The organism is Paenibacillus sp. ov031 (genome assembly GCF_900143165.1).
Lineage (GTDB): Bacteria > Bacillota > Bacilli > Paenibacillales > Paenibacillaceae > Paenibacillus > Paenibacillus marchantiae.
On sequence record NZ_FRDO01000006.1, the window covers coordinates 49,953 to 74,864 of the forward strand.

Below are 24,912 nucleotides of genomic sequence, written 5' to 3' on the forward strand. Positions count from 1 at the left end.
TATCCTCAATTCCAGCTAGAGTTCTGCCGATGCCTGTGTCAGAAGTGCAGCCAGCCACTCATAGTCGGGCGTATCTTTTTCCTTGATCTTAATTGTTTTACGTTCCGCTGGGCCTTCGAATATCCCATCTGGCAGCTCAAGTCCAATTGCATTGAAGATCGTGAAGGATACTGCCGGCTTGGAAGGGGAGATAACTGCTGCATATTTACCGTTTTTCAGGAAATGAGGTTTCTTGTATTGCACACGTTCGTCTACTTCAGGAATGGACTCATGTACCAACTCCCGCAGTTTACTTGCAACCTGGGCTTGCCAGGGAACCGGGATCTGTTCGATAAATTCAGTGACTTCCGCATTCATATTCATGCTTGTCCACCCTCCACATTGATCTGATTGTGTGCTTCCCATTCAGGTCTTAGAATTCCCATCAATAAGCGATCATAGCGTTTTCCATCACGATACACGGCTGATCTAGCACGACCTTCCAGCTGAAAGCCGACCTTCTCATAGGCACGAATGCCCTTTGCATTATAGGCGATGACATCCAGACCTACCCGATCCAGATTCAATTCATGGAAGGCATACCGCAAAATAAGATTCAAAGCTTCTGTTCCGTACCCCTTGTTGCGATGCTCTGCGAGTCCAATGCCAATGGCAAGTTGTCCGCATCGGTTGTTCCATTCAATGCTGTGAATGACAACGAATCCGATCAGTTGTTCACCCTTTAGCGTTCGAAGCCGAAAGTAAACTTCCTTGTCCTTCGTCTCGCCTTCATCCTCAAGCTGCTTTTCCGAAAATGGAATGGCAATATCCGTATCCACATTTCGCAAATATTCGGGATCTTCATTCCATTGCAGCATGGTCTGCACATCTTCTGCGCGGGGCGGAGTCATTTTCAATCGTTTGCTATAAAACAGATTTTCAGTCGATAGTGTCATGATGGTCTCCTTTTCACAAATTAAGTTTGCTTCACCTCAGTACGACAATTAGCTATATGGTTTCTACGCAATATTCCTCGCTCCTTTGTAATCAGATAGCCTCACTATAATGGAAATTTAAGGGTATAACAATAGACATTTCATTTGTGTTTTTGAAGCTGTTGTCAGAAAACCTGCCATGGTAGTACTATATAATCATTGGACATGTATTCAGTGTAAACAACACACAACAAAATTGTCGTCAGGAGTGGTAGATATGGAGATCAAAGTAGACGATTTGAGCGGCTATCAAGTCATTGGATTAATTGCAGAACATTTGCAGGGCATGGCAGCAGATTCGCCGCCGGAAAGCATTCACGCTCTGGATCTGGATGGGTTAAAGAAACCTGAGATTACATTCTGGTGCGCATGGGAAGCGGAAGAGCTGCTGGGCTGCGGTGCCATGAAGGAATTGAATTCGGAGCATGCAGAATTGAAATCGATGCGTACAGCATCGGCTCACCTGAGAAAAGGCGTAGCAAGACAAATTCTTGCTCATATTATCGAGGTTGCCAAGGATCGGGGTTACAAACGGATCAGTCTGGAGACGGGTTCGATGGATTCTTTTGTTCCGGCGCGCAAGCTGTATGAAGACTTTGGGTTTATATACTGTGAGCCATTTGCAGATTATAGTTTGGATCCGAACAGCGCTTTTATGACGAAGGAATTATAAATTACACGATAGTCATTAAACATAGCAGGAACATTGGAAACCAGCATTCTGTTGCATACAGACCGCTGGTTTTATTGCGGTTAATGATTGTTTTGCGAAGTACTAGACTGCAACAAATCATACATATTGGAGATCGTAAGAAGAGTAGAATGTATTCAAATGAACGGATTGAATGGCATACAGATTGCTTTGTATCATTGTGGGGTATAAAACATAGGTCATGTCAGCATTCGTTTGGGATGAATTGGCCGTACGGATCTGCTGGGCTGATCCATGAACAATAGGGTATACTGGAAGTTATGTTTCAGAAAACATAACAGAAGATTACAGAACGTTTTTTACATCAGGAGGACTTGAATTGGCTCAGACAGAAGGAACATTGCAGAAGAAACTTAAACCAAGGCATATTAGCTTTATGGCTATGGGCGGTGTCATTGGAACCGGAATTTTCAAAGGAAGCGCCGAAACGATTGGACTTGCAGGTCCAGGAGTCATTGTAACGTACATTTTTGCAGGCTTATTGTTACTGGTTGTCATGGCTGCGATGGCGGAGATGGCTACGGTGTACAAGAACAAAAATATGAAAGACTTTGTGCAGGAAGCGTTCGGCAGCAGAGTCTCCTTTATCATGGGATGGATGTATTGTTTCCTCTGGTTGTCGGTTTGTGTAATTGAGGTCATCGCAGCAGGGAGCTTTTTGCAGTACTGGTTCTCGGAAGTGCCGCTGTGGATGCTGAGTCTAGCATGTGCGGTGTTTATTATACTGATTAATCTGCTGAGTGTAGGCGTATTTGGGGAATTTGAATTTTGGTTGGCTGGCATTAAAATCGCCATGATTATTATTTTTATTATCCTTGGGGCGGGTCTGATCTTCGGGATCATTCCAAGTGACAATACGGCTTATCTGCATAATTACACGCAAGCAGGCGGTTTCTTCCCTAATGGATGGTCATCGATCTTCTCAGCATTATTGGTTGTCATGTTCTCGTATGGAGGATCTGAGCTGATTGGCTTAACCTTAACGGAGACGGAAAATGCGGACAAGGTGATGCCCAAAATTGTAGGGAACTTCATGCTGAGAATTATTTTATTTTTCACGCTGCCGATTCTCATCATCTGTGGGCTCATTCCGTGGAATGAGTTGGGGCCCGAAAGCAGTCCGTTTGTACAGGTGCTGGCTTCCACGGGACTTCCGGGTGCAGCACATATTATGAACTTTATTCTGGTGACCGCCGTTCTGTCTGCTGCGAATTCGGGCATTTACGGCGCATCCCGTATGATGCATTCCATGGCGGTAGGTGGTGAAGCTCCCAAGGCATTATCACAAACGAATCGTAACGGCAGCCCGGTAAATACACTGCTGGTATGTGCTGTGATTCTGCTTGGGGGCTCCATGCTGGGGCTGTTCGCACAAGATCAGCTCTTCCGCGTGCTGCTAGCGGTTCCGGGGTTTGTCGTGATGCTTGTGTGGATTTGTATCGCCACATCACAGATGAAGCTGCGGAAAAAATATCCGGTGCAACCGACATTTAAAGTTTGGGGATTTCCTTACGTAACTGGAGCTGCTGTGCTGTGTCTCGGCGTTATTGCAGTCATGTTCGTGTTTGATGAAGGCAACCGTTTCAGCATAAGCATCTGTCTAACTGTACTCGTATTACTGATTCTCTGGTCTCTGATTCGATTCAGGAAGAAACGTGGGCATGAAGTTTAGTGTTTGTAGAAGAATCATAATAGCTATGCAGTAACAAGACATCTCAGCGTTCACGCTGGGGTGTTTTTTTTGAGAAAGAAAGTTTTAATGGGGACTGATTTGAAGTTGTAATGTTATATTGTGGAAAAATAGGGGTAATACGAACTAGATAAAATAAATCGCCAGTAGCTACGAAATGACATGAGCTGCTTTTATAATAAAGGACCAGAAGTACGTTTGAATCTTACATAAATCATACTCCTCCCTTGGATTCATATAACAACGAATATATTTCAAACGAGGTACCACATGACGACGATAAAAGTAACACCGGAACAGCTGTTATCAGTCTCCAGACAGTTTGAAGCAGCCCAAAGCCAGGTTTTTCAGATGAACAGTATCCTGAAACAACACTTATTCGAGATCGAAAGACAGTGGGATGGCAGCACGAAGGAGAAGTTTTATTATGATTTTACAGTGGCGCAGAAGGTCATGGATAACTTTGTTTCCTTGTCTCTGTCCATTGCGGAGGAATTACAGAGGTATTCCGAGAAATTCAGACTTGCAGATCAGCAAGCTCTGCAATCCTATGATCCAAGGTGCGCACCACCGCCACCGGATGAATGCAGGGCCCCTAATACGGATACACGCAATGCGTTTCAAAAATCGGCTGACAGTTTGGCTGAATTGGGCCGTGACTTTATGCAATCTGCGGATGCTCGGTATCAAAAGCGTTATGATAGTGTAGGTGGATTTTTGGATTACTGGACGTTCGGAATTCCGAGTGGTCTGGTTCAGGGCTATGTGGACCGTGCAGATAAAGCATTCAACTCGCCCAATGATACAGCTAATTGGCTTACATTCGGTATTCATGGTACGATCCGTGAAGCGACGTTTCCAACGAATACCTGGTCTAGTGAACATTGGGCGAACATATTTGGCGTAGGTGGATTGATGCTGGGTGGCGGATATGCCTCTACGATGATTAAGCCACATAATCTATTAACCTCTAAAGGAGAAGGTGTGAGAATCAATTCCTCTTCCCCTCCTGGAACAGGGGATATGACGAAGGAGATTAGTAAGGGGACGGAGAAAATTGATTTTGTGGATGAGACTGGTCGTCTCGGTGGTAAACTGTATGGTGAAAAGGATTTGAATCTGTTAGGTAATTATCTTGATAAAAGAGGGGTAAATCTGAAAGTTGGAGATGAGTTTTTGCCACCTGGAAAAGGAGGAGGCTTTAACTACAATACTGGTGAACTTATACTGAAGAGCAACCCAACACAATATGAAGTTTGGCATGAATTGTCGCACTATGTCCAATATAAACAAATCGGAAAAGAGGCTTATTCAAATTTGCCTCGGACTAGCGGACCAGTTCCAATGAACGATTTATCCAAATTCAATGCTCCTGAGCAATTTGTCTATGACATGTTATCAAATAGCCCTAAAAAATGGAACTCGTTAAATGAAGCTGAGCAACTACATGCTAACTGGTATATTACACAATATGGAGGTGTTCGTTAATGAAGTTATCGAGAGAAAGAGCAGAACAACTAGCGCTTGAATATGTAAATAAAGATAAAAATGAAAACTTCAAATTAGTTCTCCTTGGTGTAGAAGTCTCCGAAATTTCTCCCCAATATTGGGCCGCTACTTTCGAGGTTAGAACTTCAGAAGGGCATATTTTAGAAGGTCCTTTACTAATACTTATAGATGATGAATTAGAAAAAGCAATGAGTTTAGATGAGGCCGTCGAAGCTCACTTGGCCAATAAAGATAACTGATATTCGTATTTTGGAAGTAGTGGTAGACCGATTTAAGCTTGAGTTATCGGTAAATTGTAGTTCAAAACATCGTCAGTTAAGAGCTGACGGTGTTTTTTTATTGTGCTTTTAAAGTAGCTAACACAGTCATGATAGCGTTTTAATCCGTATCCAATATTTTCTTGCCTAATTCGACAACTTCATATACTATTTTCACATTACATAGTGCTTCAAGCATGTAGTTTTTGGGTAGTCGTAGTCGAAAAGGCTTACATACAGGTGTGAGAGGAAGAGGATTGGATGGTCGGTTTTTTCAAGAAACGTTTGGTTGTTCGCATTGTTGCCATTGTTACATTGGTCATTGTGATTATATCTGCGGGAAGCATGCTGCTTCAGCTGGCGAATATGAAGCTGGCCGCGCAGGAGGCCATATCGAGTTACAATATTCAAATTGCCGAGAGTTATGTGAAACAGCTGGATGCAGAGCCGTATGTGGAATTTGCCAAAGATCCCAAGGAAAATGACGCGTTCTTGAAGATTCGTAATGAGCTGGATGATTTTCGTGTGAGCATCGGTGCGATGTATGTGTATTTTGTAAAAATAGATGATACAGGCACACCTCTCATTATGGTGGACGGCATGAAAGATGCAGATAAAGCATCACCGATCAATGAAGTGACGGATATCCCAGGTGATGCAGTCCAAAAGCTCCTGCAAGGGAAAACAGCCAGTTCCCCTATCATTAATAATGAGGAGTATGGTGAATATATTTCCTCATACGCTCCGATTTTGGACAGTAATGGAGCTTTGACAGGTGTGATTGGAATTGATACAGCTGTGTCGGTCATTGGAAGTATTGAGTCAGATATTATGAAATCCAGCATTCCGCTGTATGCCCTGTTATTATTCATTACGCTTGCAGGCATCGCGGTTGTATTGTGGTTCATCGTAAGAGGCCTGCGACCGCTGAAACCGTTGAAGGCAAGCGTCGAACAAATGGCGCAAGGTGAGCTGGCGGAAGCTAACCGAATCCTGACAGCCTATCGGCTGCAGAGTGAGGATGAGATTGGCAGCACATTCAAGGCGATGATTCATATGTCTGGGGACTTAAATAAAATGATCGGCGACATGGTCGCGGGTGTTTCGGTAACCACTGATATTCTCGCGGAATCAACGGAGCAATTCAATCGTGATGCAGAAGACATGCTTGAGATGAATAAGAGCGTTGACCAGTCCGTGCAGCAGATCAGACAGGGAGCACATACCCAGAAGCAAGGTGCTAGCGACAGCGCTAATGCGATGGAAGAGATCGCAAAAGGCATTACCGATATTTCAGAGTCCTCTACAGCCGTGTCCGACGCTGCAACAACTGCACTTGCTACGGCACAATCAGGTAAGCAGAGCATGACGCAAATGAAGAAACAGATGGAGAGCATTTCGGCTGTATCTGCTGAAGTTGTAGCCATGGTCCAAGTGCTTAACAACTTCTCGCAGCAAATCGGCGGTGCGCTTCATACGGTGCGGGATTTTGCGAGTCAGACTAAGCTGCTGGCGCTGAATGCTTCAATTGAAGCCGCTCATGCAGGAGAACATGGAAAGGGATTTGCCGTTGTAGCGGATGAAGTACGAAAATTGGCGGAGGCTTCAAGCACATCTGTGCAGACGATATCGGATTTGTTGCTCAGCATTCAACAGGAGTCAGAGCATATTGGAACACAGATGGATGTTACCTCCCAAGAGATCGGCCAGGGGGTGACGAGCACAGCAGAAGCAGAGCTTGCCTTCACGCATATGGTTGAGGCGTTTCGTGTGGTGACACGTCGTATCCAGGAGGTTTCCGCAGCAGCGGAAGAGATATCGGCGGGTTCCGAGGAAGCGGCAGCATCGGTCAACACCATCTCGCAAATTTCATCCGGCGTTTCAGATCATTCAGATGACATTTATCGCTTAACAGGGGAGCAGTCGAGCATGTTCCAGAAGGTGGCACAAACGTCCATGCTGCTGAGGCAGCAAACGATTGAGATGAGCGAAGCTGTAAGAAAAGTAAAGGTATGACCGACAAGAGCCATGCAAAAATTCTGGTGGAAATCGGCTGTTAATAGTGTGGAAAATGGAGCGAATAGCATTTGCTGCTCGATTTCGATTCTTTAGATTAGAATAACGCTAAAAAGGGATACCCTCGGTCGTATTAATGACTTATGGGCATCCCTTTTTGTGTTATCCACGCTTATTACCATTTGCGAGAATTATGAATCATAACGGTAGCAAATTGCTTTGCCTCCACCACTCTCGGAACTGAATTCCGGGTCTTCTACAAAACCGAAACGTTCGTATAATCGGATCGCGTTGACCATCTGGCCGCCCGTATATAAATACACCGTATTTTTGCCCATGTCTTTGGCAGATTCAACACATTGTTGAAGCAGTTCTCTGGCAATTCCGTGACCTCTCCATTTGGGATCAACACCCAACAGTCGAATAAACGGATAATCAATAGGCAACTCGAAGTTCGGGTAAGCCTTATGCGCTGTCTCAAACAATTGCACCGTTCCAACAATCTGATTATCAATTTTGGCAATCCATAATTGCTTAATATAAGGATTGCTCGGCGATTCCCGAATGTCCTTCAAATAATGTTCCCATTGTTCCTGTGTTTGGAACGTGTCCCGGTACTCGGAGTAACTTTCAATGAGAATATGTACAATTTCTTCATGGTCAGCTTCTGTAGCGGGATGAATCTTTACTGCCGTTGTCATCTCAAGTTCTCCTTCTGATCTTGGTTTGATAAGAGATATAGTTGACTTGAATTGTATCACACCCAATGGTACTGGATTCATTCAAATTTTCTATATATGACTCATGAAATTCTATGAGTTGGTATAATCCGCACAAGCACATCCAAGGTTCGCACGTATAAGGTTCATTATAGGCGATTGAGCTGTGTGGAATACAAATTATTGCGATATTCGGTGGGGGTATTGCCTTCGTATTGTTTGAACATGCGCAGGAAGAGTTTGTAATCCGAAAAACCGCATTGCCCCGCGATTTCTTTCACACTGGCATTGGTATTGAGCAGCATCTGCTTGGCCCGGCGAATCCGTTCCGTGAGGATATAGGTTTTGAGCCCAATGCCTTTCTCACGTTTCACCATTTTGGAGATATAGTCCTTGTTAAAATTAAAAGTCTCGGCAATCTTACCAACCGTAATGTCGGTATGCAGATGAATATCCACCCACTTGCAGATGTGGTCAACGATCGCATTGTGCGGCCGATAACCCGCCTGTGTGTTGCGTTCCAGTTCTTTGAGCAGCAGCAGCAATGCCGCGTCTGCTTCTTCTGGTGAGAACGATGAACTATGCAGCAATTGCTTGAACAGCTGATTGGCGGTGGACGGAACCTGAATAGTCGCATGGGTGGGATACTGGTCGAACTCTTTCACAATCGAATCATAATGAACCCAGTAAAAGCTGACGGGAGCATCGCTAACCTGATAGCCGTAATGGGTGCGTCCAGCTCTCAGAAACAGCAGATCATTTGCACGAACCACGAACTGCTCGTCCTCCTCCGCAATGTACATCTCGCCTTCCAACATCAAAATGACCTCGTGAACAGGCATGCTGCGCTTCATGTGGCTCCAATTACCTTCGGTTATGAACTTGCCGCACAGGTAATGTTCCAATGGCTTTTGCATAGGACGGATTTCTCCACCTTTTCTTGGATTATGAGTCTGATGTAGTTGTATTTTATTTGATAATATGAGGATATTCAAGGCCTGTATTGGAAGTGTACGCAAGGAATATATGAATTGCAACACGGATTTTATCCTTTTCACATCTATAAATGTACTTCTAAATATCCACTACATACCGAGGAGGAGCTAGTAGAATGATTGAAACCAAAAAGGGATTTCTGGGACCTGAGCATGTAGATCTGTTAAATGGCGTTTTTCAAACGTCACAGGAAGTTGGAGAAAAGTATTTGTTATCACTGGACATTGATCGTTTTCTGGCACCATGTTTTGAGGCCCATGGGTTACCGAAGAAAAAGGAACGATACGCGGGTTGGGAGGCGCGCTCGATTAGCGGGCATTCCCTTGGACACTATCTGTCTGCCTTGGCAGTGACCTATCAGGCGACAGGTAATGAAACGTTAAAGCAAACGCTGGATTATGCCGTCAACGAGCTTGCATCCATTCAGCTGACAACGGGCAGCGGGTATGTCGGCGGCTTGTCCGAAGAAGCTTTCCGTATTGCATTTCGGGCAGAGCATATTGGTGGTTTTAACATCGGCGAATACTGGGTGCCTTGGTACAGTGTGCACAAAATCTATCGTGGTCTGATTGACGCTTACAAATTAACGGGCAATCAACAGGCTCTTGAGGTGGTAACACGGTTTGCGGATTGGGCGGTAGAAGGTCTAAGCCCGATGACAGAAGAACAGATGCAGGTCATGCTTCTATGTGAACACGGCGGTATGAACGAAGTGTTTGCACATTTGTATGGAATCACCGGGAAGTCTGTATACCTTGAGATAGCCAACAAATTCACACATCAATTAATCCTCGAACCGTTGGAGCACAAGCAGGACGATCTTCAGGGCAAACATGCGAATACGCAGATTCCGAAAGTCATCGGTGCAGCCGAAATATACAATCAGGATCATAATCACGAGAGCTACCGGACAGCGGCGGAGTTTTTCTGGGATACCACGATCCATCATCGGTCTTATGTATTTGGTGCAACGAGCATTTCGGAGCATTATGAAGCGAAAGGCATGGAGAGTCTGGGCATTAAAACCGGAGAGAGTTGCTGTACCCACAACATGATGCATCTGACGAAGCAGCTCTACACCTGGAATCCCGACAGCGCATACATGGACTATTATGAAAATGCGATCTACAACCATATCCTGGGCACACAGGACCCGGACACAGGCAACAAAACGTATTTTGCATCAACACTGCAAGGTCACTACAAAATCTACGGTACTCACGATACCGCCTGGTGGTGCTGTACAGGATCTGGCATGGAGAACCCGGGCAAATACGCCGAGGCGATCTATTTCGAGGATGAGCAGGATCTGTACGTTAACCTGTATATTGCTTCCCAGTTGGACTGGAGATCCCAAGGCATGTCGCTGAAGCTCGAAACTGACTTTCCTTATTCGGAAAAGGTAACCCTTACGATCACCGAAGGCAGCGCCTCGGCCAATCTTAGACTACGTGTGCCCTCATGGCTACAGGAGCCAATGACGGCAGCGGTCAACGGGGATACGGCCCATCCGCATACCCGGATGGAACCCGGATACCTCGACATCGAGCGTACATGGACCGCTGGCGATGTCATCACCATCACGCTGCCGATGTCGCTCCACCAATACACGTCCAGGGACGATGCACACAAGGTGGCATTCCAGTACGGCCCAATTGTGCTGGCAGGGGCTTTGGGAAGCGAAGGGCTGCCCGAGGATACCATCGTGGACGAAACGGCACTGAATCCCAAAACCGTACCTGTACCTGTAATTTGGACAGAGAAGGAGGATGTGCGTGAATGGATCAAGGTTGTAGACGCAAGTACGTTAACGTTTGAGATCAGCAAGGATGTTACATCGGACGGCAACCCAGTTAGGCTGATCCCGTTCTATGATGTACATCATGAGTTCTATACGGTCTATTGGCCGTTCAACGATGAAGGGGATGCGCTGGAGAAGGAATTGAATGATATCACCATCGACAGGGTGCAACCTGACGGTCAGCAGGATGAGATTGGACATCATCTGGATAGCAATTGCCGTGCAGAACAGCATAACGGTTCATATACAGACAGCCGCAACAAGCTGCATATGTGGCGAGAAGCATATGGTGTCAGCGGGGCTTACTTCAGCTACCAGCTGGCGGTGGATGGTTCTGCACCGAACTATGTATGCGTGGCATACTGGGGCGGGGATCATTCTCCTTTTGAACGGGAAGGAACACGGCATGAAAGAATATTTAGTATCGCCGTCGATGGAAATGTGGTCGGTGAACAGCGGATTCATATGAACAAGATCGGTGAAGTGTTCTTCGTTACCTATGACATCCCTCAGACGGTTACGTCAGGTAAAGACAGTGTGCGAGTTGCATTCCAAGCGTTGGACGACAACGGATGTGCCGGAAAAGTGGTGGAGGTACGTACAACGCGCAGCAAACCGGAATCTATCTTTTCGTAAAAGAGGCATTGTATGAAATTGGGCAAACACAATGGTATAATAATAGTAAAATGCTGATTAGGTAAAAGAGGAGGATGGAAGTGTGGCAAAACCGGATAATAAAGGCATCTATAGTTTTCAGGATTGGTTAACTTGGGAGGGGACTTGGGAGTTAATTAACGGCAAAGCTTTCAATATGTCTCCAGCCCCCACCTCATTACACCAGTTTATTTTGGGTGAGCTGCACTTCTCCTTGCGTACTTTTTTTCAGAATCGGAAATGTATCGTCTTTGTTGCTCCCTTTGACGTGTATTTCAGCGAGAATGAACAGTATGACGTACCTGATCATGTTGTCCAACCGGATTTATCTGTGGTTTGTTCCAAAGACCAAATAACCAAAAACGGCTGTCAAGGTGCACCGTCTCTAATCATAGAAGTATTGTCTCCATCAACTGCGTTGAAGGATTTTAACGAGAAGTTTAATCTGTATCAGAAATATGGTGTGAATGAATATTGGATTGTAGACCCTGGCAATCAGACCGTTCATGTGTACACATTGGAAGAAGGCAGTTACCAGAACCGTCATCTGTACACGGAGCAAGAAATGATTCAATCGGTGTTATATCCGGAACTGGAAATTCCGCTTCGGAATTTATTCAAGCTGAATTAGATTAGACAACAACATCATCACTCCGGCGCAGGCGTCGGGGTGTTTTTTCTTTTTATCGTATCGAACAAGCCCTATATAAAAAATGACACGCACTGCAAATTTCCACGTATTACCTGATAACATTTCTTTTTCCGCCACCGATTGTCCAAGGGCATCAAGTTCGGTTCACAAAGGTTACAAAATCTTATCCACGTTGTCCCTCTAAAGATGAAATGGGATAAGCCCAAGCCACGTATATTATGAATATCCATATTAATCCACCCGAATGCGGCAACATCATGTACAATGAAATAAAGTTCCAATGGTAAATATCGACATAAAGCTTCAACACATAGCGCGAAAGGAGGTCTGATGATTTACATGATAAAGTACATAAAACTGCTGGGGCTGATCTTCGGCGTTGTGGTCATGAATGTTCTATTGTTCTCACCAGGATTCATCGGACTGGAGTTTGGCGGGGGAGCATTTACAACAGCGCTCTCGGTGACATTTCTGTTCGGTAGCGTGATGGCTCTCTTCTATGGAAGCTACACTTTATTGTTCAGACAGCCGGTAGTCTTGCCTGTGAAGAATATCGAAACACATGAAGATTATGTGGAAGCGTTATCCTTTTATCGACGCATTAAAGTACTTGAGGAAGATATCACATTGGGATTATCTCAACTAAGCCGCATGAAGAAAAAGAAAGAAACCCTCCTGAACGTGTTGAATCAGCGATTTGATCCAGGGGAACTGAGTTACAAGAAATTTGCTTCGGTCACCCTCGAGGTGGAGAAGCTGTTATACCTCAACATCCGAAGTGTACTTAACCGACTCAATGTGTTCGATGAAGCGGAGTACGCCAGCCTGATGAAGTCCAAATCCGCTACACTTCCCCAAAAGCTCTTTCAGGAAAAGACCAAAGTATATAACGACTATCTGAGCTATGTGAAAAACTCGCTTCATACCAATGAGGAAATTCTTTTGAAGCTTGACCAATTGATGCTGGAAATCTCCCGCTTGGACAGCTTTGAAGCAGGAGATATTGAACAAATGCCATGTATGCAAGAAATTGACCAACTAATTAAGCACACCAAATTATACAGACAGTGAGGGGTTGTACGTATGGCTAAGAAGGGAAAGTTTTTTTTCATATCGATCGTGATGCTGGTACTCGTGTTTGGCCTCGTATATGCAGGGATTACGCTGACGTCGAACGTTGGTAAATCCAGCACACAGGTAACGACAGAGAATGCAGGCAAAGAGTTAGGCAAGCTGTATGCGGACATTGCGCCGGCAACGGCTGAACCCGTGAAGGGACAGATTGATCTCGACCCAGTGGATGTGGCTGAATCACTGCCGGACATCTCCAAATTTCCGATCACGGTCGAGAATACAACGAATGATTATGTAGAGATCTTTTCTTCCATCGAGAAGGCGGGAACCGGAGCGGATGGCTGGTTAACCGAAGTAACCGAAGAGTTCAACAAGGCTAACATTACCGTTGGCGGCAAACAGGTTTCAGTGAAATTACGTAATATCGCATCCGGTACGGCTGCTGATTATATTAAGTCTGGTAAATATGTGCCTGATGCGTTTACCCCTTCGAATGAGTTATGGGGCGAGATGGTGGCCGCGAGCGGTGTAAAGACAGATCTCGTATCCAAAAGACTGGTGGGGAACGTTCCCGGTATCGTGATCTCCAAAGCCAAATATGATGCACTGGTCGACACGTACGGATCGGTTAATGTAAAAACCGTGACCGAAGCGATTGCCAACAATGAGCTCGCGATGGGGTACACCGATCCGTTCGCCAGTTCCACGGGCCTAAACTTTCTCGTGACGGCACTCAACACATACGACAGCTCCAATCCGCTTGGTGAGAAAGCGATTGAGGGTTTTGAGAAGTTCCAAGCGAACGTACCGTTTACGGCGTCCACAACCATTCAGATGCGTGAGGCAGCCAAGTCAGGGCGACTGGACGCATTTGTACTGGAGTACCAGACTTACGTAAACACCGCAGATCTGAAAAGTGGATATGTCTTTACCCCTTTTGGCGTAAGACATGACAGCCCGCTGTATGCACTGGGGCAACTGCCGCAGAACAAGCAAGAGATCATTAAGAAGTATGCGGAATTCGTAACCCAAGCGAAGTATCAGCAATCGGCTGAGGAATTCGGCTTCAACGGCTTGCAAGACTACAAGTCTGAATTGAACACAGTGGATGGTGGCACCTTGTTGTCCGCTCAGAAAGTATGGAAAGAGAAAAAGAACGGCAGTAAACCGATTGCCGCCGTATTTGTAACCGACGTATCCGGGAGTATGGACGGCGAACCGCTGAACCGACTCAAGGAATCATTGCGCAAAGGCCAGAAGTTCCTTGGCACAGATAACAGCATCGGCCTCGTCTCCTACTCTAGTGGAGTAACGGTGAATCTGCCAATTGCCAAGTATGATACGAATCAGCAGTCGATGTTTGTTGGTACGGTGGATAGCCTGCAAGCGGGTGGCGGTACGGCAACCTTTGATGGGATCGTCGTGGCGATGAAGATGCTGGAAGATTATATGGCTACTGATCCAAATGTGAAGCCACTGATCTTTGTCCTAAGTGATGGAGAAACCAATGAAGGTCATACACTGAAGGATATTCGTGATCTGGTCGAAACGTACAAAGTGCCGATCTACACGATTGGTTATAACGCGGACATTAAAGCTTTGGAGAGCATCTCCAGCATTAACGAAGCGGCGAGCATTAACGCGGATACAGACGATGTTGTATACAAAATCGGTAACCTGTTCAACGTGCAGATGTAGCACGGGGATTGCACTCAAATTGACCTAATGTAAGGTACATTATTCCATTTTATATAGCACGTAATTGAAGGGGGAACTTGGATGTCGTTTTCGATGGAGATACCTAGCCAGAAGGAAATTCAGAAGGTGATTGAGGAGGAAATAAAGCCCGTACCTGCCGAGGTGGAGGAGCTGCAGCAAGTCGCAAATGCCAACGTGGAGATGATCATGACACTGGATCTCGAATCGTTGGAGAAACGTAAGGAGATTCTGCAATCCATTGATGGCTTTGGCATGAATACGATGAGATCCTCTTCCGAGAAAAACGCGTTGCTTCAAGTCTCCGTTGGACATCTGTCCAAGACGGGAGACGAGGGCGGTCAGGTCGCCAAAGGCTTGACCGAGCTGCATATGCAACTGAAGGATCTAGACCCCAGCGTGGTCGATTTCGCCAAGACCGGATTTCTCGGCAAATTGTTTAATCCGCTGCGGGCCTATTTCCTGAAATACCAGAAGGCCGATGCGGTCATCGCTGATATTGTGACCTCACTGGATAAAGGCAGAGCGACCTTGAGAAACGACAATACAACACTGGAGATTGAACAGCAAAATCTGCGGGAGCTCACCAAAAGATTGCAAAAGGAAATTCAGCTTGGGGTGCTGATGGATGAGTCGATTGACGCACAGATCGAAGCCGCCAAAGTGCGTAACGAGGACCCGGAGAAAGTTCGCTTCATTACGGAAGAAGTGCTGTTCCCGCTACGTCAGCGGGTCATGGATTTACAGCAAATGCTGGTGGTGAACCAGCAGGGCATCATGGCGATTGAAGTTGTCATCCGCAATAACAAGGAATTGATCCGCGGTGTGGATCGGGCCAAAAATGTAACGATCTCGGCATTGAAAATTGCCGTCACCGTTGCGAGTGCACTGTACAATCAGAAGATTGTATTGCAGAAAATTGAACTGCTTAACCGGACGACCAACGATCTGATCGCAGGTACGTCCAAAATGCTGAAAGATCAGGGCATTGCCATCCAGAAGCAAGCTTATGAGGCCAGCATTTCCGTGGATACGATGAAGCAGGCCTTCACAGATGTGCTTTCCGCGCTCGACTCCATCAGTCTCTATAAGCAGGAGGCTTTGCCACGGATGCGGGAAACTATTAATCAATTCCGTGAACTGGCGGATACCGGGGAGCAGCAGATTCAGCGGTTGGAGAAAGGGCAGAAGCTGGGGCTGTAGTTTGAAAGGCAGTTAGAAGAACACAAGGAGGTTCCATGCATGACCTCAAAAAACGGTTGAACTCAGATAAGATCTGGTTCGACCGTTTTTTTTTGCCTTTCTGCTGCTTAGGTCAAATCACGTTGAACATGGAGGACGTAGGGGATCAGCAGAAGAAGCAGAGCCAGTGAAGCTATCAGGGCAAGCAGCAGGCTTCCTTGGGTTAATAGCAATGCTCCCAGAGCTGCACCGATCACAAAAATAACCCAGGACAGAGCGAGTACTGCCCATTCGGAAGCAGGAGCCTTACCCCGAACGGCTTTGGCCAGTGCCTGTCCAATACCGAATAATGTGCCTGTCACAAATCCTTTGCCCACATCAGCATGAGCAACCATCTGGTGCATGGTATTTTGCATGCCCATGGCGATGGCAATCGGGAAAAGCACACTCTGTGTATGGAGGAACAGCAAGAATACAATGGCGCCGGCAAACAGCAGGGATTCAAAGCCCAAGATGCCCGCCAGTCGCCATTTTCCTAATCGATCTGTGATCAACGTACCGATAAAGGCGCCTACAACGAATAAAAAAATGACCAGGCCTATATTCGTTAATACAGCGGAGTCTCCTTCAAATAGCGCGATGCCAAGCTTGGTACTGTTACCACTCATGAAAGAAAGATAGATTTTCCCCAGCTGCAGATAGCCGACGGCATCAATGAAACCGGAGATCAGCACAAGTGCACATGACAGTAGAAGCCGGGAAAGACCCGGCTCCAGTCGTTCTACGGTATGTCCCACACGTTTGCGATCACTGGTCGAATCGGAAGCAGAAGCCATGATGTCCAACCCCTTTTCCATGATACTGGAGTGGTTTCGTGATATATGACAGAAGGATCATTATTCCAAACCTATATTCAATAGGTACCGGTAGTGGTTGGACTATGACTTCGATTTATTCGGGTCAGGAGCGATAAAAAGAGTATCATCCGGAAGTTGTGCGGCTTCCTCTTTGGACATTTCCAGATTAGTGGACAGCACATCATCCGGGTTGCCTGCGAGCCACTCGCTCAGATCAATAGCTTCATAGTGTCCGCTGTTGAACCCAATTAACACACGGCAGACCTCATCTCCCGTATTTTTGATATAGTGACCTGCACCCATCGGTGTATAGCCCACATCGCCTGCTTCGAATTGCTCTGTCACCGCATGACCTTCTGCCAGAAATACCGTCATTTCGGCAGTGCCGCTAATGTAATACTGCCATTCGTCGGCGTTGGGATGCCAATGCATCTCTCGTAATGCGCCTGGTTGCAGCTCGATCAATGATCCGGCCATCGTGGTGGAGATGGGGAAATCTTCGACAGTAACCGTGCGTTGGGTTCCGCCGCCTGGTGCACGTCTGGGCTGCTTGGCATGCAGCGGGTATCGGTGGGGAGTCGTCAGCTCCGAATTGCGGCGATAAGTTCCGGAAGAGGAGCTGTCATTAGGGACAGGCCCTTTGACGAAATAGGCTTCTCCCTGAGGCAATTTCGCTGCACGCTCTGGGGTAATTCCAAGATTCTGGGCAACAATGTTGTTTGGTGTATGAGACAGGAAATCGGTAATGCTGAACGTATGATCTTCCGAGAAATCACCATTATCAAATATCAGAATAAAATGGCATTCGTCCGGTCCCAATCCCTGAATGGAGTGTCCGTAACCACGCGGAAAATACCATACATCTCCTGGCTCAAATGTATCAGTGTACGCATGTCCGTCCGGGTGAATGACAGTGGTGCGACAGGAGCCGCTGATCACATAAGCCCATTCTGCCGCATTGGCATGCCAGTGCAATTCACGCATGCCTCCCGGTTCGAGGCGCATGGATACGCCCGCTATTCCAATGGACGCAGGAAAATCCCGAACGGAAGCACCGCGGGTAATACCGCCTGGGCCCGTACGGGGTTCTTTTTGTTCAAGCCGATATTTGAAAGATGTCATCATGATTCCTCCTCATATTATATTAGGTACACATGTAAATAGTTAAATATGGCGTTCATATCTTTTACCCATATTTTGCGAAACTATTCAATTGATTCCTGATTAATATGAGGCAAAAGAGAGACTTTCATTCAAACTTTATGCTGATTTGTGTGTACATATTGTACTTAGGGTGCCTTATACGAGGTGTGATACGCTACATTGCCAGGTTTGTAATTAATGATTTTAAATAACTCATCTGCCATATAAGTGGGACTATGCTTGAATTCCTGCCGAATCCATTCGATAATCATGCCAAAGATCGCATGGGATTGATAACTTGCCAGCAGCTCGCGATTGATGTGGGACGGAAATATTTCGTTGAGGTCCTGAAGAGCAAGGTCACGCAGAACATCGCAGATCATTTGCTGAAAATTGGACGATGCCTCCGATTTCACGACAAGGGTGTAGAATTGCGCATGCTGATGCACATGTTCGAAAATTTTGATTGCAGAAGAAGGCATATGACTTACTTCAAATATTTCTTTATCCAGATAAGGTTCACGATAGGATAAGACCAGATCCTTAATAATGTCATCGATGATCTCATTGAACAGGTCTTCTTTGTATTGATAGTGTCTGTAAAAGGTGCCCCGATTCAGATCTGCCAGCTGCACAATATCGGTAATGGATATTTCTTTGAATGACTGCTTTTGCATTAATTGAATGAGGGCATCCTTCAGCGCCGCTTTGGATTTCTTGATTCTTCGATCCATGGAACTCGGAATTTCGGTCATATGCAGTACTCCTCGTAAATAGGTATTTTAAGATAAAGTACATTCGGAATTAGAAGTGTTGATTAACGTACAATTGGGCAAACTTTTACTGATTGAACAGGAATGCTATGACTTATTATACTAAGGATAAGAGTTAATGAACATTTGTTTGTTAACTTATTGTAAACGAATACATGGAGGATGATACAACATGAGACTTCAAGATAAAGTGGCTGTAGTAACAGGTGCGGGTTCTGGCATGGGCAAAGCAATTGCAACACTGTACGCGCAAGAAGGTGCTAAGGTGGTTGTATCGGATATCAATGAAGCCTCAGCGCAGGCGGTGGCTGAGGATATCAAGGCAAATGGTGGAGAAGCGACGTTTGTGGTTGCGAATGTGGCGAAGGAAGAAGATATTCAGAACCTGATCGATACGACAGTTAACACATATGGAACAGTGGACATTCTGGTCAATAATGCAGGCATTATGGACAGTATGGAACCAGCTGGTGACATTGTGGATGACAAGTGGGAGCGTATCTTTGCAATCAACACAACAAGTGTCATGCGTGCTACCCGCAAAGTGCTGCCAATCTTCCTGGAAAAACAAAAAGGCGTTATCGTCAACATCGCTTCAGCCGGCGGATTGCATGGTGCACGTGCAGGCGCGGCTTACACGGCTTCCAAACATGCAGTTGTGGGATTCACCAAAAATACAGGCTTCATGTATGCTCAACAAGGTATTCGCTGTAATGCAATTGCTCCGGGTGGGGTTGAAACCAATATTGCTTCCACAATGACAAACATTAATCACTTCGGTGCCAGCAGACAACAGCTGGGAATGGCGATCAATCCGCGTGCAGGTAAAAGTGAAGAAATTGCACAGGTGGCCCTGTTCCTTGGTTCGGACGAATCCAGCTTCGTGAACGGAACAGTCGTAACGGCAGATGCAGGATGGAGTTCATACTAATCCGTCGTCCATAACTGAAATATGCAAAGAAGCTCATACCAGTGTATGGGCTTCTTTTTGCATGTCCGTAACAGGCGAGAATGTTGAACATTAGGCCAATAGGACAAACGTTTGCACAAACATGTCTACGTGTTCCCGGATAACGTAAATAGGGACGAATCCCGAACAATCAAGCGGTGCGGAATAATAACTGGATTCTGAGGCAGGTGTTCACCGTTTAGAATTTTTAACAATACCTGAACAGCAGTATAGCCCAGCTGATAAGTTCCGATATCAATGGAACTAAGCGGCGGCGAAGCAAGTTCTGATAAAGCAATATTGTTAAAGCTCACAACACTTATATCTTCAGGAACGTTATATCCCAGCTCGGCCAGAGCACGAAGCACGCCAAAGGCAACATTGTCGTCGATGACAACGAGGGCGGTTGGTCTGTCGGGTAGCGACATGAACAGGGACATCGCCCGGAAGCCGCTTTCCTGCAGGAATTCTCCTTCCACGATCCAGTCATTGTTAGCATCAAGACCGGCTTCTTCAAGCGCATTTTTGTATCCGAGCATGCGATCATGAGACAACGTCAAATCTGGTGGTCCGCTAACAAATCCCACTCGTTTATGCCCTTGGGCAATCAGATGTGTGGTTGCATCGAATGCTGTCTGTACATTGTTATTGTCCACCATCGGTGCATCGGGATGTGTTTCGCTACGGCCAATCAGCACAAAAGGAAACTTTTCCGCCTCCAAAAACGAAATAATCGGATCTTCCCTTTTGGAGCCAAGCAGCAAAATACCATCCACGCGTCGCCCATGTACCAGGCGGGATATAGCATTCAACTCATCGCTGGAAGACGTTTCGGTGGAGAGAAGAAGTTCATAATTCATGCGGGTGGCATGCGTAATGATTCCCCGAAGCAATTCTCCGAAAAAGTAGTTCTGAAACAGCTCTTCAGCAGGTCGGGGCAGCATGATACCCAGGGTTTGAGTCGTTTTGGAAACAAGGCTTTTGGCCATCATATTTGGATGATAATTCATTTCTTTCATGATTTGCTTCACTTTGAGTGACGTTTCCGAACTGATTCTGGGATGGTTGGAAATAACCCGTGAGACCGTAGAAGGGGATACACCCGCCAATTTGGCAATATCTTTGATTGTAATCATGTGAAAAATCCCTTCTGTACAAGCATTTCAACATGTCTCCTATGTTAATTCAAAGACTTCGATAAATCAATTGCTAACTGCATCATGGTGAAGAGGGGAAAGCAAAACAAAGGAAGACGGCGGGAGATCAAGCAAATCGGAAATTACAGGAACATAAGCCATAAAAGTGAAGGAAAATGGACGAAAATGACTTGTGCAAACGTTTGTGCAAATAAAGTTCGCTATTGTATGATGTGATTGTTATTATAGCGCTTACATGACTTGAATCAACATACTTCCTAGAAAATTCATCCCGATTACATAAGGATTGTACCCATCTGAGGTTAATATGAGCAAACGTTTGTATTACGTTCAAACGGATATAAGCTGAACTTCGGAATACAGGAACAGTACACAGAAAAACGGGTGAAAAGCGCGAGTACAGCATCGATCATGACTACGAAAAGGGGGAAATTCAATGAGAAAATGGCAGCAAGCAGCACTTGCAGGATTCATGGCACTCACACTTACCGCGTGTTCAAGCGGAGGTGGAGGCGCTGCGCCAACCACAACAGACAGCGGTGAGACTGGAGAAACCACAGTAACCGCGGAAAATATTCAGCCAGAAGAGGGCGCAAGCCTTGTCATATGGGAGGATAAAAATCAGCGCAGCTTTATTGAAGAACGGGCGAAGAAATTTGAAGAGAAATACGGCGTTTCTGTAAAAATCGAGGAATTGCCGCCGACGGATCAAGTGACCAAGCTCACTACGGACGGACCCGCGGGATTGGCTGCGGATGTGGTCGTTTTCCCACATGACAAGATTGGCAGCGCTTCAGAAGCTGGACTGATTTTGCCGAACGATATTTTTGAGCAACAGACTACACAATCCACTAGTGACAATGCGGTTAAAGCCGTAACCTTCAAAGACATCTTATACGGCTATCCCTACAGCGTAGAAACCTATGCGTTGTTCTACAACAAAAAGCTTTATCCCGAAGCACCGAAATCATTTGATGACATTATCAGCTTTGCCAAAACCTTTAATGACACCAAAAATAATAAGTACACTCTGATGTGGGAGCTCCAGCAGTTCTATTATAACTTTGCTTATCTGGCTTCCCAGGGCGGATATATCTTTGGTGATGAAGGCATGAACAGCGAGGATATTGGCCTCAACAATGAGGGAGCCATCAAGGGCGGTCAGTTCTTGCAAACGCTGAAATCGGAAGTACTGCCTGTGAAGATGGGCGATGTGAACTATGACATCAAGAAAGGTCTCTTCTCAAGCGGGAAACTGGCCATGGATATTAACGGACCTTGGTCCATCGCCGATTATCGCAATGCTGGCATTGACTTCGGTGTTGCGCCACTTCCGGCGATTGAAGGCAAACCGATGACCTCCTTCTCTGGAGTCAAGGCCTATTACGTCAATGCATTTACAACCTATCCGAATGCTGCCAAGTTGTTTGCAGCTTATCTCTCCAGTGCCGAATCCCAGATGGTCAACTTTGAGATGAACGGCACTCTCCCAGCCAATAAAGACGTGGCGGCAGATCCGAAGATTCAAGGGGATGAAATCACGAAGGCATTCCTTGAGCAATTCAACAACTCTACCCCAATGCCTTCGCTTCCTGCCATGGATAGCGTATGGGGTCCCATCAGTGCAGCAATTACCGACATATGGGATGGAGGCAAGGATGTGAAAACCTCTCTGGATAACGCAGTCAAACAAGTCAAGGAGAGCCTTGCAACTGTCCAATAAAAAAGAAAGAGCAGGTGCAGAGGAAGTCAACATGTCCTCTGCACTCTGCTATAACTGATCGGTAACTTCGCTTGCCGGGAAGGAGTAGGAATGAATGAAACAACAGCATGTTCCAGTCACTGTTAAACCGAATCGAGAAAGACAGCATCGCATGACAGCGGCTGTGTTGTCCCTTGTCCTGCAAGGACTTGGACAGTTGTATAACCGTCAATGGATTAAGGGAATTTGTTTTCTGATCCTAGAGGGAGTAGGACTCGCTTATCTGATTCCCCGTTTGAATCAGGCTGTATGGGGAGTATGGACGCTGGGCGAGCAAACGCAGCGTTTCGTCAAGGTCAATGGATCAACGGTGCTGCAACAGGGCGACCACTCCATCTTTTTGCTGCTCAACGGAATCATAGTACTTTTGGTATTTTTCGTTTTTCTTCTTCTATATATTTTCAATATTCGGGATGCGTACATCACGGGAAAATTAAGAGAGGAAGGCAAGCAGGCCACTGGAGCTTCTGCTTCCCTGAGATATCTGCTTGATAAACAATTTCCGTATCTTTTCCTATCCATCCCTGCGCTCGGAATCCTGTTTTTCACCATTATGCCGATTTTATTTACGATTACCCTGGCCTTCACCAATTACTCGGCACCGGATCATATTCCGCCCGCCAAGCTGGTGGACTGGGTCGGTTTCAAGACTTTTACGGATCTAATTCAGCTTAAATCGTGGAGCCATACCTTCTTTGGAGTATTAACATGGACCGTGATCTGGGCCATTCTGGCAACGGTGACTACGTATTTTGGTGGGGTGCTGGTTGCACTTCTCATCGAGCAGAAGGGTATTCGTTTCAAAAAGCTGTGGCGGACGATCTTCATTCTTCCGTATGCCATTCCGCAGATTATCTCACTGCTTCTGATGCGTAACCTGTTCAACGGACAGTTTGGTCCCATTAATACGTATATGAAGGCTTTTGGCCTTGAGGGGTTGCCATGGTTAACCGATCCATTCTGGGCAAAAGTTACAGTCGTCATTGTAAACATGTGGATCGGAATCCCGGTCAGCATGGTGCTCATACTGGGCGTGCTAACGGCGATTCCACGGGATTTGTATGAAGCGGCTGAGGTAGACGGTGCGTCTGGCTTTCAGAAGTTCCGCATCATTACGCTTCCTTTTATCATGTTCGCTACGACACCGGTGCTCATTATGCAATTTGCCGGGAATTTCAACAACTTCAATGTCATCTTCCTGTTGACGAACGGTAATCCGCTGCGTGGGGATTATCAGTATGCGGGATCAACCGATCTTCTCGTGACCTGGTTGTACAAACTGACGTTGGATAACAACAAGTTCAATATGGCTTCGGCGGTCGGTATCATTATTTTCCTGATTATTGCGTCGTTCTCCATCTGGAATTTCCGTCGTTCCAAATCGTTCAAGGAGGAGGACATGATTCAATGAAAAAGCGCAACAATCCCATGCGTCTGACGATCAGCTATGTGCTGCTGGTTATCATTGCCATCGTATCGGTGTATCCCGTCTTGTGGATATTTCTCTCGTCACTGCGTCCAGGTGCGGCCCTGTTCAGTGAACGTCTGTGGCCTGAAGCGTTCACGCTGGCACATTATGGGGAACTGTTTAATAACCCGTCGTTCATGTATGGAACATGGTATCTGAACACGTTGAAGATCGCCTTTTTCACCATGATTTTCTCAACGCTCATGGTCACTTTAGGCATGTATGCCTTATCCCGGTTCCGGTTTCGCGGTCGCAAGACCATACTATCCACCATGCTGATTCTCGGGATGTTCCCGAGCTTCATGAGCATGATTGCCATTTATATTATTTTGCTTCAGATCAAATTGCTGGACACTCATGCCGCGTTGATTCTGGTCTATTCGTCTGGGGCCGTGCTGGGTGGATTTATTGTCAAAGGGTTCTTTGATACCATCCCGCGCAGTTTGGATGAAGCAGCACGAATTGATGGTGCCAGTCATCTGCGTGTGTTCACCAGCATCATTCTGCCGTTGTCCCGGCCGATGCTGACCTATGTAGCCTTAACCAGCTTTACTGGTGCATGGATGGACTTTATCTTTGCCCGGCTGGTACTTCGGACAAAAGAGAACTGGACACTTGCGGTTGGAATGTGGGATCTGGTTAGCCGCTATCAGGACAGTAACTTTACGATGTTTGCTGCCGGGGCGGTACTGATCGCTATTCCGATTACGTTGTTGTTTGTATTCTTGCAACGCTTCCTGGTGCAGGGGCTGACCTCTGGCGCCTCCAAAGGATAAAAGGATAAGAGGATAAACACCCAAATCGCATAGACAGCCTGTAGAACATACCCAGGCCACCAATCAGGCGCTTCT

General features: G+C 46.1%; 22 protein-coding genes. 14 read left to right on the plus strand and 8 right to left on the minus strand.

Features of this window, described 5'->3' with window-relative positions; genetic code table 11:
* Positions 1-15: 15 nt before the first annotated feature.
* Complete coding sequence (locus BUA17_RS22425) at positions 16-357, minus strand: DUF1801 domain-containing protein (RefSeq protein WP_063566069.1); 342 nt, start codon at positions 355-357, stop codon at positions 16-18.
* A 2-nt stretch (positions 358-359) separates the two neighbouring features.
* A complete protein-coding gene (locus BUA17_RS22430) occupies positions 360-935 on the minus strand; it encodes a GNAT family N-acetyltransferase (RefSeq protein ID WP_082935215.1) in 576 nt (191 codons plus the stop codon).
* A gap of 256 nt (positions 936-1,191) precedes the next feature.
* On the opposite strand from BUA17_RS22430, the gene BUA17_RS22435 reads away from it, so the two are divergent.
* The 5 genes from BUA17_RS22435 (at position 1,192) to BUA17_RS22455 (ending at position 7,158) form a co-directional block, all read left to right on the plus strand.
* Entirely contained in the window at positions 1,192-1,647 is a 456-nt protein-coding gene (locus BUA17_RS22435) for a GNAT family N-acetyltransferase (protein WP_063566028.1), read from the plus strand.
* Positions 1,648-2,005: 358 nt separating this feature from the next.
* Positions 2,006-3,358, plus strand: a complete 1,353-nt coding sequence (locus tag BUA17_RS22440) for an amino acid permease (RefSeq protein WP_072735059.1) — start codon at positions 2,006-2,008, stop codon at positions 3,356-3,358.
* Positions 3,359-3,646: 288 nt separating this feature from the next.
* Positions 3,647-4,864: a WXG100 family type VII secretion target gene (locus tag BUA17_RS31755; protein WP_072735060.1), complete on the plus strand. Its 1,218-nt coding sequence runs from the start codon at positions 3,647-3,649 to the stop codon at positions 4,862-4,864.
* Entirely contained in the window at positions 4,864-5,124 is a 261-nt protein-coding gene (locus tag BUA17_RS22450) for a hypothetical protein (RefSeq protein ID WP_063566026.1), read from the plus strand. Before BUA17_RS31755 ends, BUA17_RS22450 begins: the two co-directional genes overlap by 1 nt.
* A 279-nt stretch (positions 5,125-5,403) precedes the next feature.
* Positions 5,404-7,158 (plus strand): methyl-accepting chemotaxis protein, encoded by a 1,755-nt coding sequence (locus BUA17_RS22455; protein ID WP_072735061.1) that lies wholly within the window; start codon positions 5,404-5,406, stop codon positions 7,156-7,158.
* 191 nt (positions 7,159-7,349) lie between these two features.
* Here BUA17_RS22455 and BUA17_RS22460 read toward each other — a convergent pair whose 3' ends face one another.
* Positions 7,350-7,859, minus strand: coding sequence for a GNAT family N-acetyltransferase (locus tag BUA17_RS22460; RefSeq protein WP_072735062.1), 510 nt, complete (start codon positions 7,857-7,859; stop codon positions 7,350-7,352).
* Between the two features lie 167 nt (positions 7,860-8,026).
* A complete protein-coding gene (locus BUA17_RS22465; protein WP_139295719.1) occupies positions 8,027-8,794 on the minus strand; it encodes a helix-turn-helix transcriptional regulator in 768 nt (255 codons plus the stop codon).
* A gap of 194 nt (positions 8,795-8,988) precedes the next feature.
* Between BUA17_RS22465 and BUA17_RS22470 the strand changes: the two genes are divergently transcribed.
* The 5 genes from BUA17_RS22470 (at position 8,989) to BUA17_RS22490 (ending at position 15,973) form a co-directional block, all read left to right on the plus strand.
* Positions 8,989-11,310, plus strand: coding sequence for a beta-L-arabinofuranosidase domain-containing protein (locus tag BUA17_RS22470; protein ID WP_072735063.1), 2,322 nt, complete (start codon positions 8,989-8,991; stop codon positions 11,308-11,310).
* Positions 11,311-11,392: 82 nt separating this feature from the next.
* Positions 11,393-11,959 carry a Uma2 family endonuclease gene (locus tag BUA17_RS22475; protein ID WP_072735064.1) on the plus strand — a complete coding sequence of 189 codons (567 nt, stop codon included), beginning with the start codon at positions 11,393-11,395 and terminating at the stop codon, positions 11,957-11,959.
* A gap of 360 nt (positions 11,960-12,319) precedes the next feature.
* The gene (locus tag BUA17_RS22480) at positions 12,320-13,051 is read left to right on the plus strand and encodes a hypothetical protein (protein ID WP_063566066.1); all 732 of its coding nucleotides are present in this window, start codon (positions 12,320-12,322) and stop codon (positions 13,049-13,051) included.
* A 12-nt stretch (positions 13,052-13,063) separates the two neighbouring features.
* Complete coding sequence (locus tag BUA17_RS22485) at positions 13,064-14,752, plus strand: vWA domain-containing protein (protein WP_072735065.1); 1,689 nt, start codon at positions 13,064-13,066, stop codon at positions 14,750-14,752.
* 81 nt (positions 14,753-14,833) lie between these two features.
* On the plus strand, positions 14,834-15,973 hold the full coding sequence (locus BUA17_RS22490) for a toxic anion resistance protein (protein ID WP_072735066.1): 1,140 nt from the start codon (positions 14,834-14,836) through the stop codon (positions 15,971-15,973).
* A 107-nt stretch (positions 15,974-16,080) separates the two neighbouring features.
* Here BUA17_RS22490 and BUA17_RS22495 read toward each other — a convergent pair whose 3' ends face one another.
* The 3 genes from BUA17_RS22495 to BUA17_RS22505 form a co-directional block, all read right to left on the minus strand.
* Positions 16,081-16,788, minus strand: coding sequence for a YoaK family protein (locus BUA17_RS22495; RefSeq protein ID WP_170867913.1), 708 nt, complete (start codon positions 16,786-16,788; stop codon positions 16,081-16,083).
* Between the two features lie 102 nt (positions 16,789-16,890).
* Positions 16,891-17,934, minus strand: coding sequence for a cupin domain-containing protein (locus BUA17_RS22500; protein ID WP_244552212.1), 1,044 nt, complete (start codon positions 17,932-17,934; stop codon positions 16,891-16,893).
* 164 nt (positions 17,935-18,098) lie between these two features.
* On the minus strand, positions 18,099-18,707 hold the full coding sequence (locus BUA17_RS22505; protein ID WP_072735068.1) for a TetR/AcrR family transcriptional regulator: 609 nt from the start codon (positions 18,705-18,707) through the stop codon (positions 18,099-18,101).
* A gap of 190 nt (positions 18,708-18,897) precedes the next feature.
* Here BUA17_RS22505 and BUA17_RS22510 point away from each other — a divergent pair, with 190 nt between their 5' ends.
* Positions 18,898-19,656: an SDR family oxidoreductase gene (locus tag BUA17_RS22510; RefSeq protein WP_064640518.1), complete on the plus strand. Its 759-nt coding sequence runs from the start codon at positions 18,898-18,900 to the stop codon at positions 19,654-19,656.
* Positions 19,657-19,781: 125 nt separating this feature from the next.
* Here BUA17_RS22510 and BUA17_RS22515 read toward each other — a convergent pair whose 3' ends face one another.
* Positions 19,782-20,810 (minus strand): LacI family DNA-binding transcriptional regulator, encoded by a 1,029-nt coding sequence (locus BUA17_RS22515; RefSeq protein WP_072735069.1) that lies wholly within the window; start codon positions 20,808-20,810, stop codon positions 19,782-19,784.
* 457 nt (positions 20,811-21,267) lie between these two features.
* Between BUA17_RS22515 and BUA17_RS22520 the strand changes: the two genes are divergently transcribed.
* From BUA17_RS22520 to BUA17_RS22530, 3 genes are all read left to right on the plus strand, one after another.
* Positions 21,268-22,554 (plus strand): sugar ABC transporter substrate-binding protein, encoded by a 1,287-nt coding sequence (locus tag BUA17_RS22520; protein ID WP_063566015.1) that lies wholly within the window; start codon positions 21,268-21,270, stop codon positions 22,552-22,554.
* A gap of 94 nt (positions 22,555-22,648) precedes the next feature.
* Positions 22,649-24,004, plus strand: coding sequence for a carbohydrate ABC transporter permease (locus BUA17_RS22525; RefSeq protein ID WP_063566014.1), 1,356 nt, complete (start codon positions 22,649-22,651; stop codon positions 24,002-24,004).
* Positions 24,001-24,837: a sugar ABC transporter permease gene (locus BUA17_RS22530; protein WP_024628944.1), complete on the plus strand. Its 837-nt coding sequence runs from the start codon at positions 24,001-24,003 to the stop codon at positions 24,835-24,837. Before BUA17_RS22525 ends, BUA17_RS22530 begins: the two co-directional genes overlap by 4 nt.
* Positions 24,838-24,912: the final 75 nt, after the last annotated feature.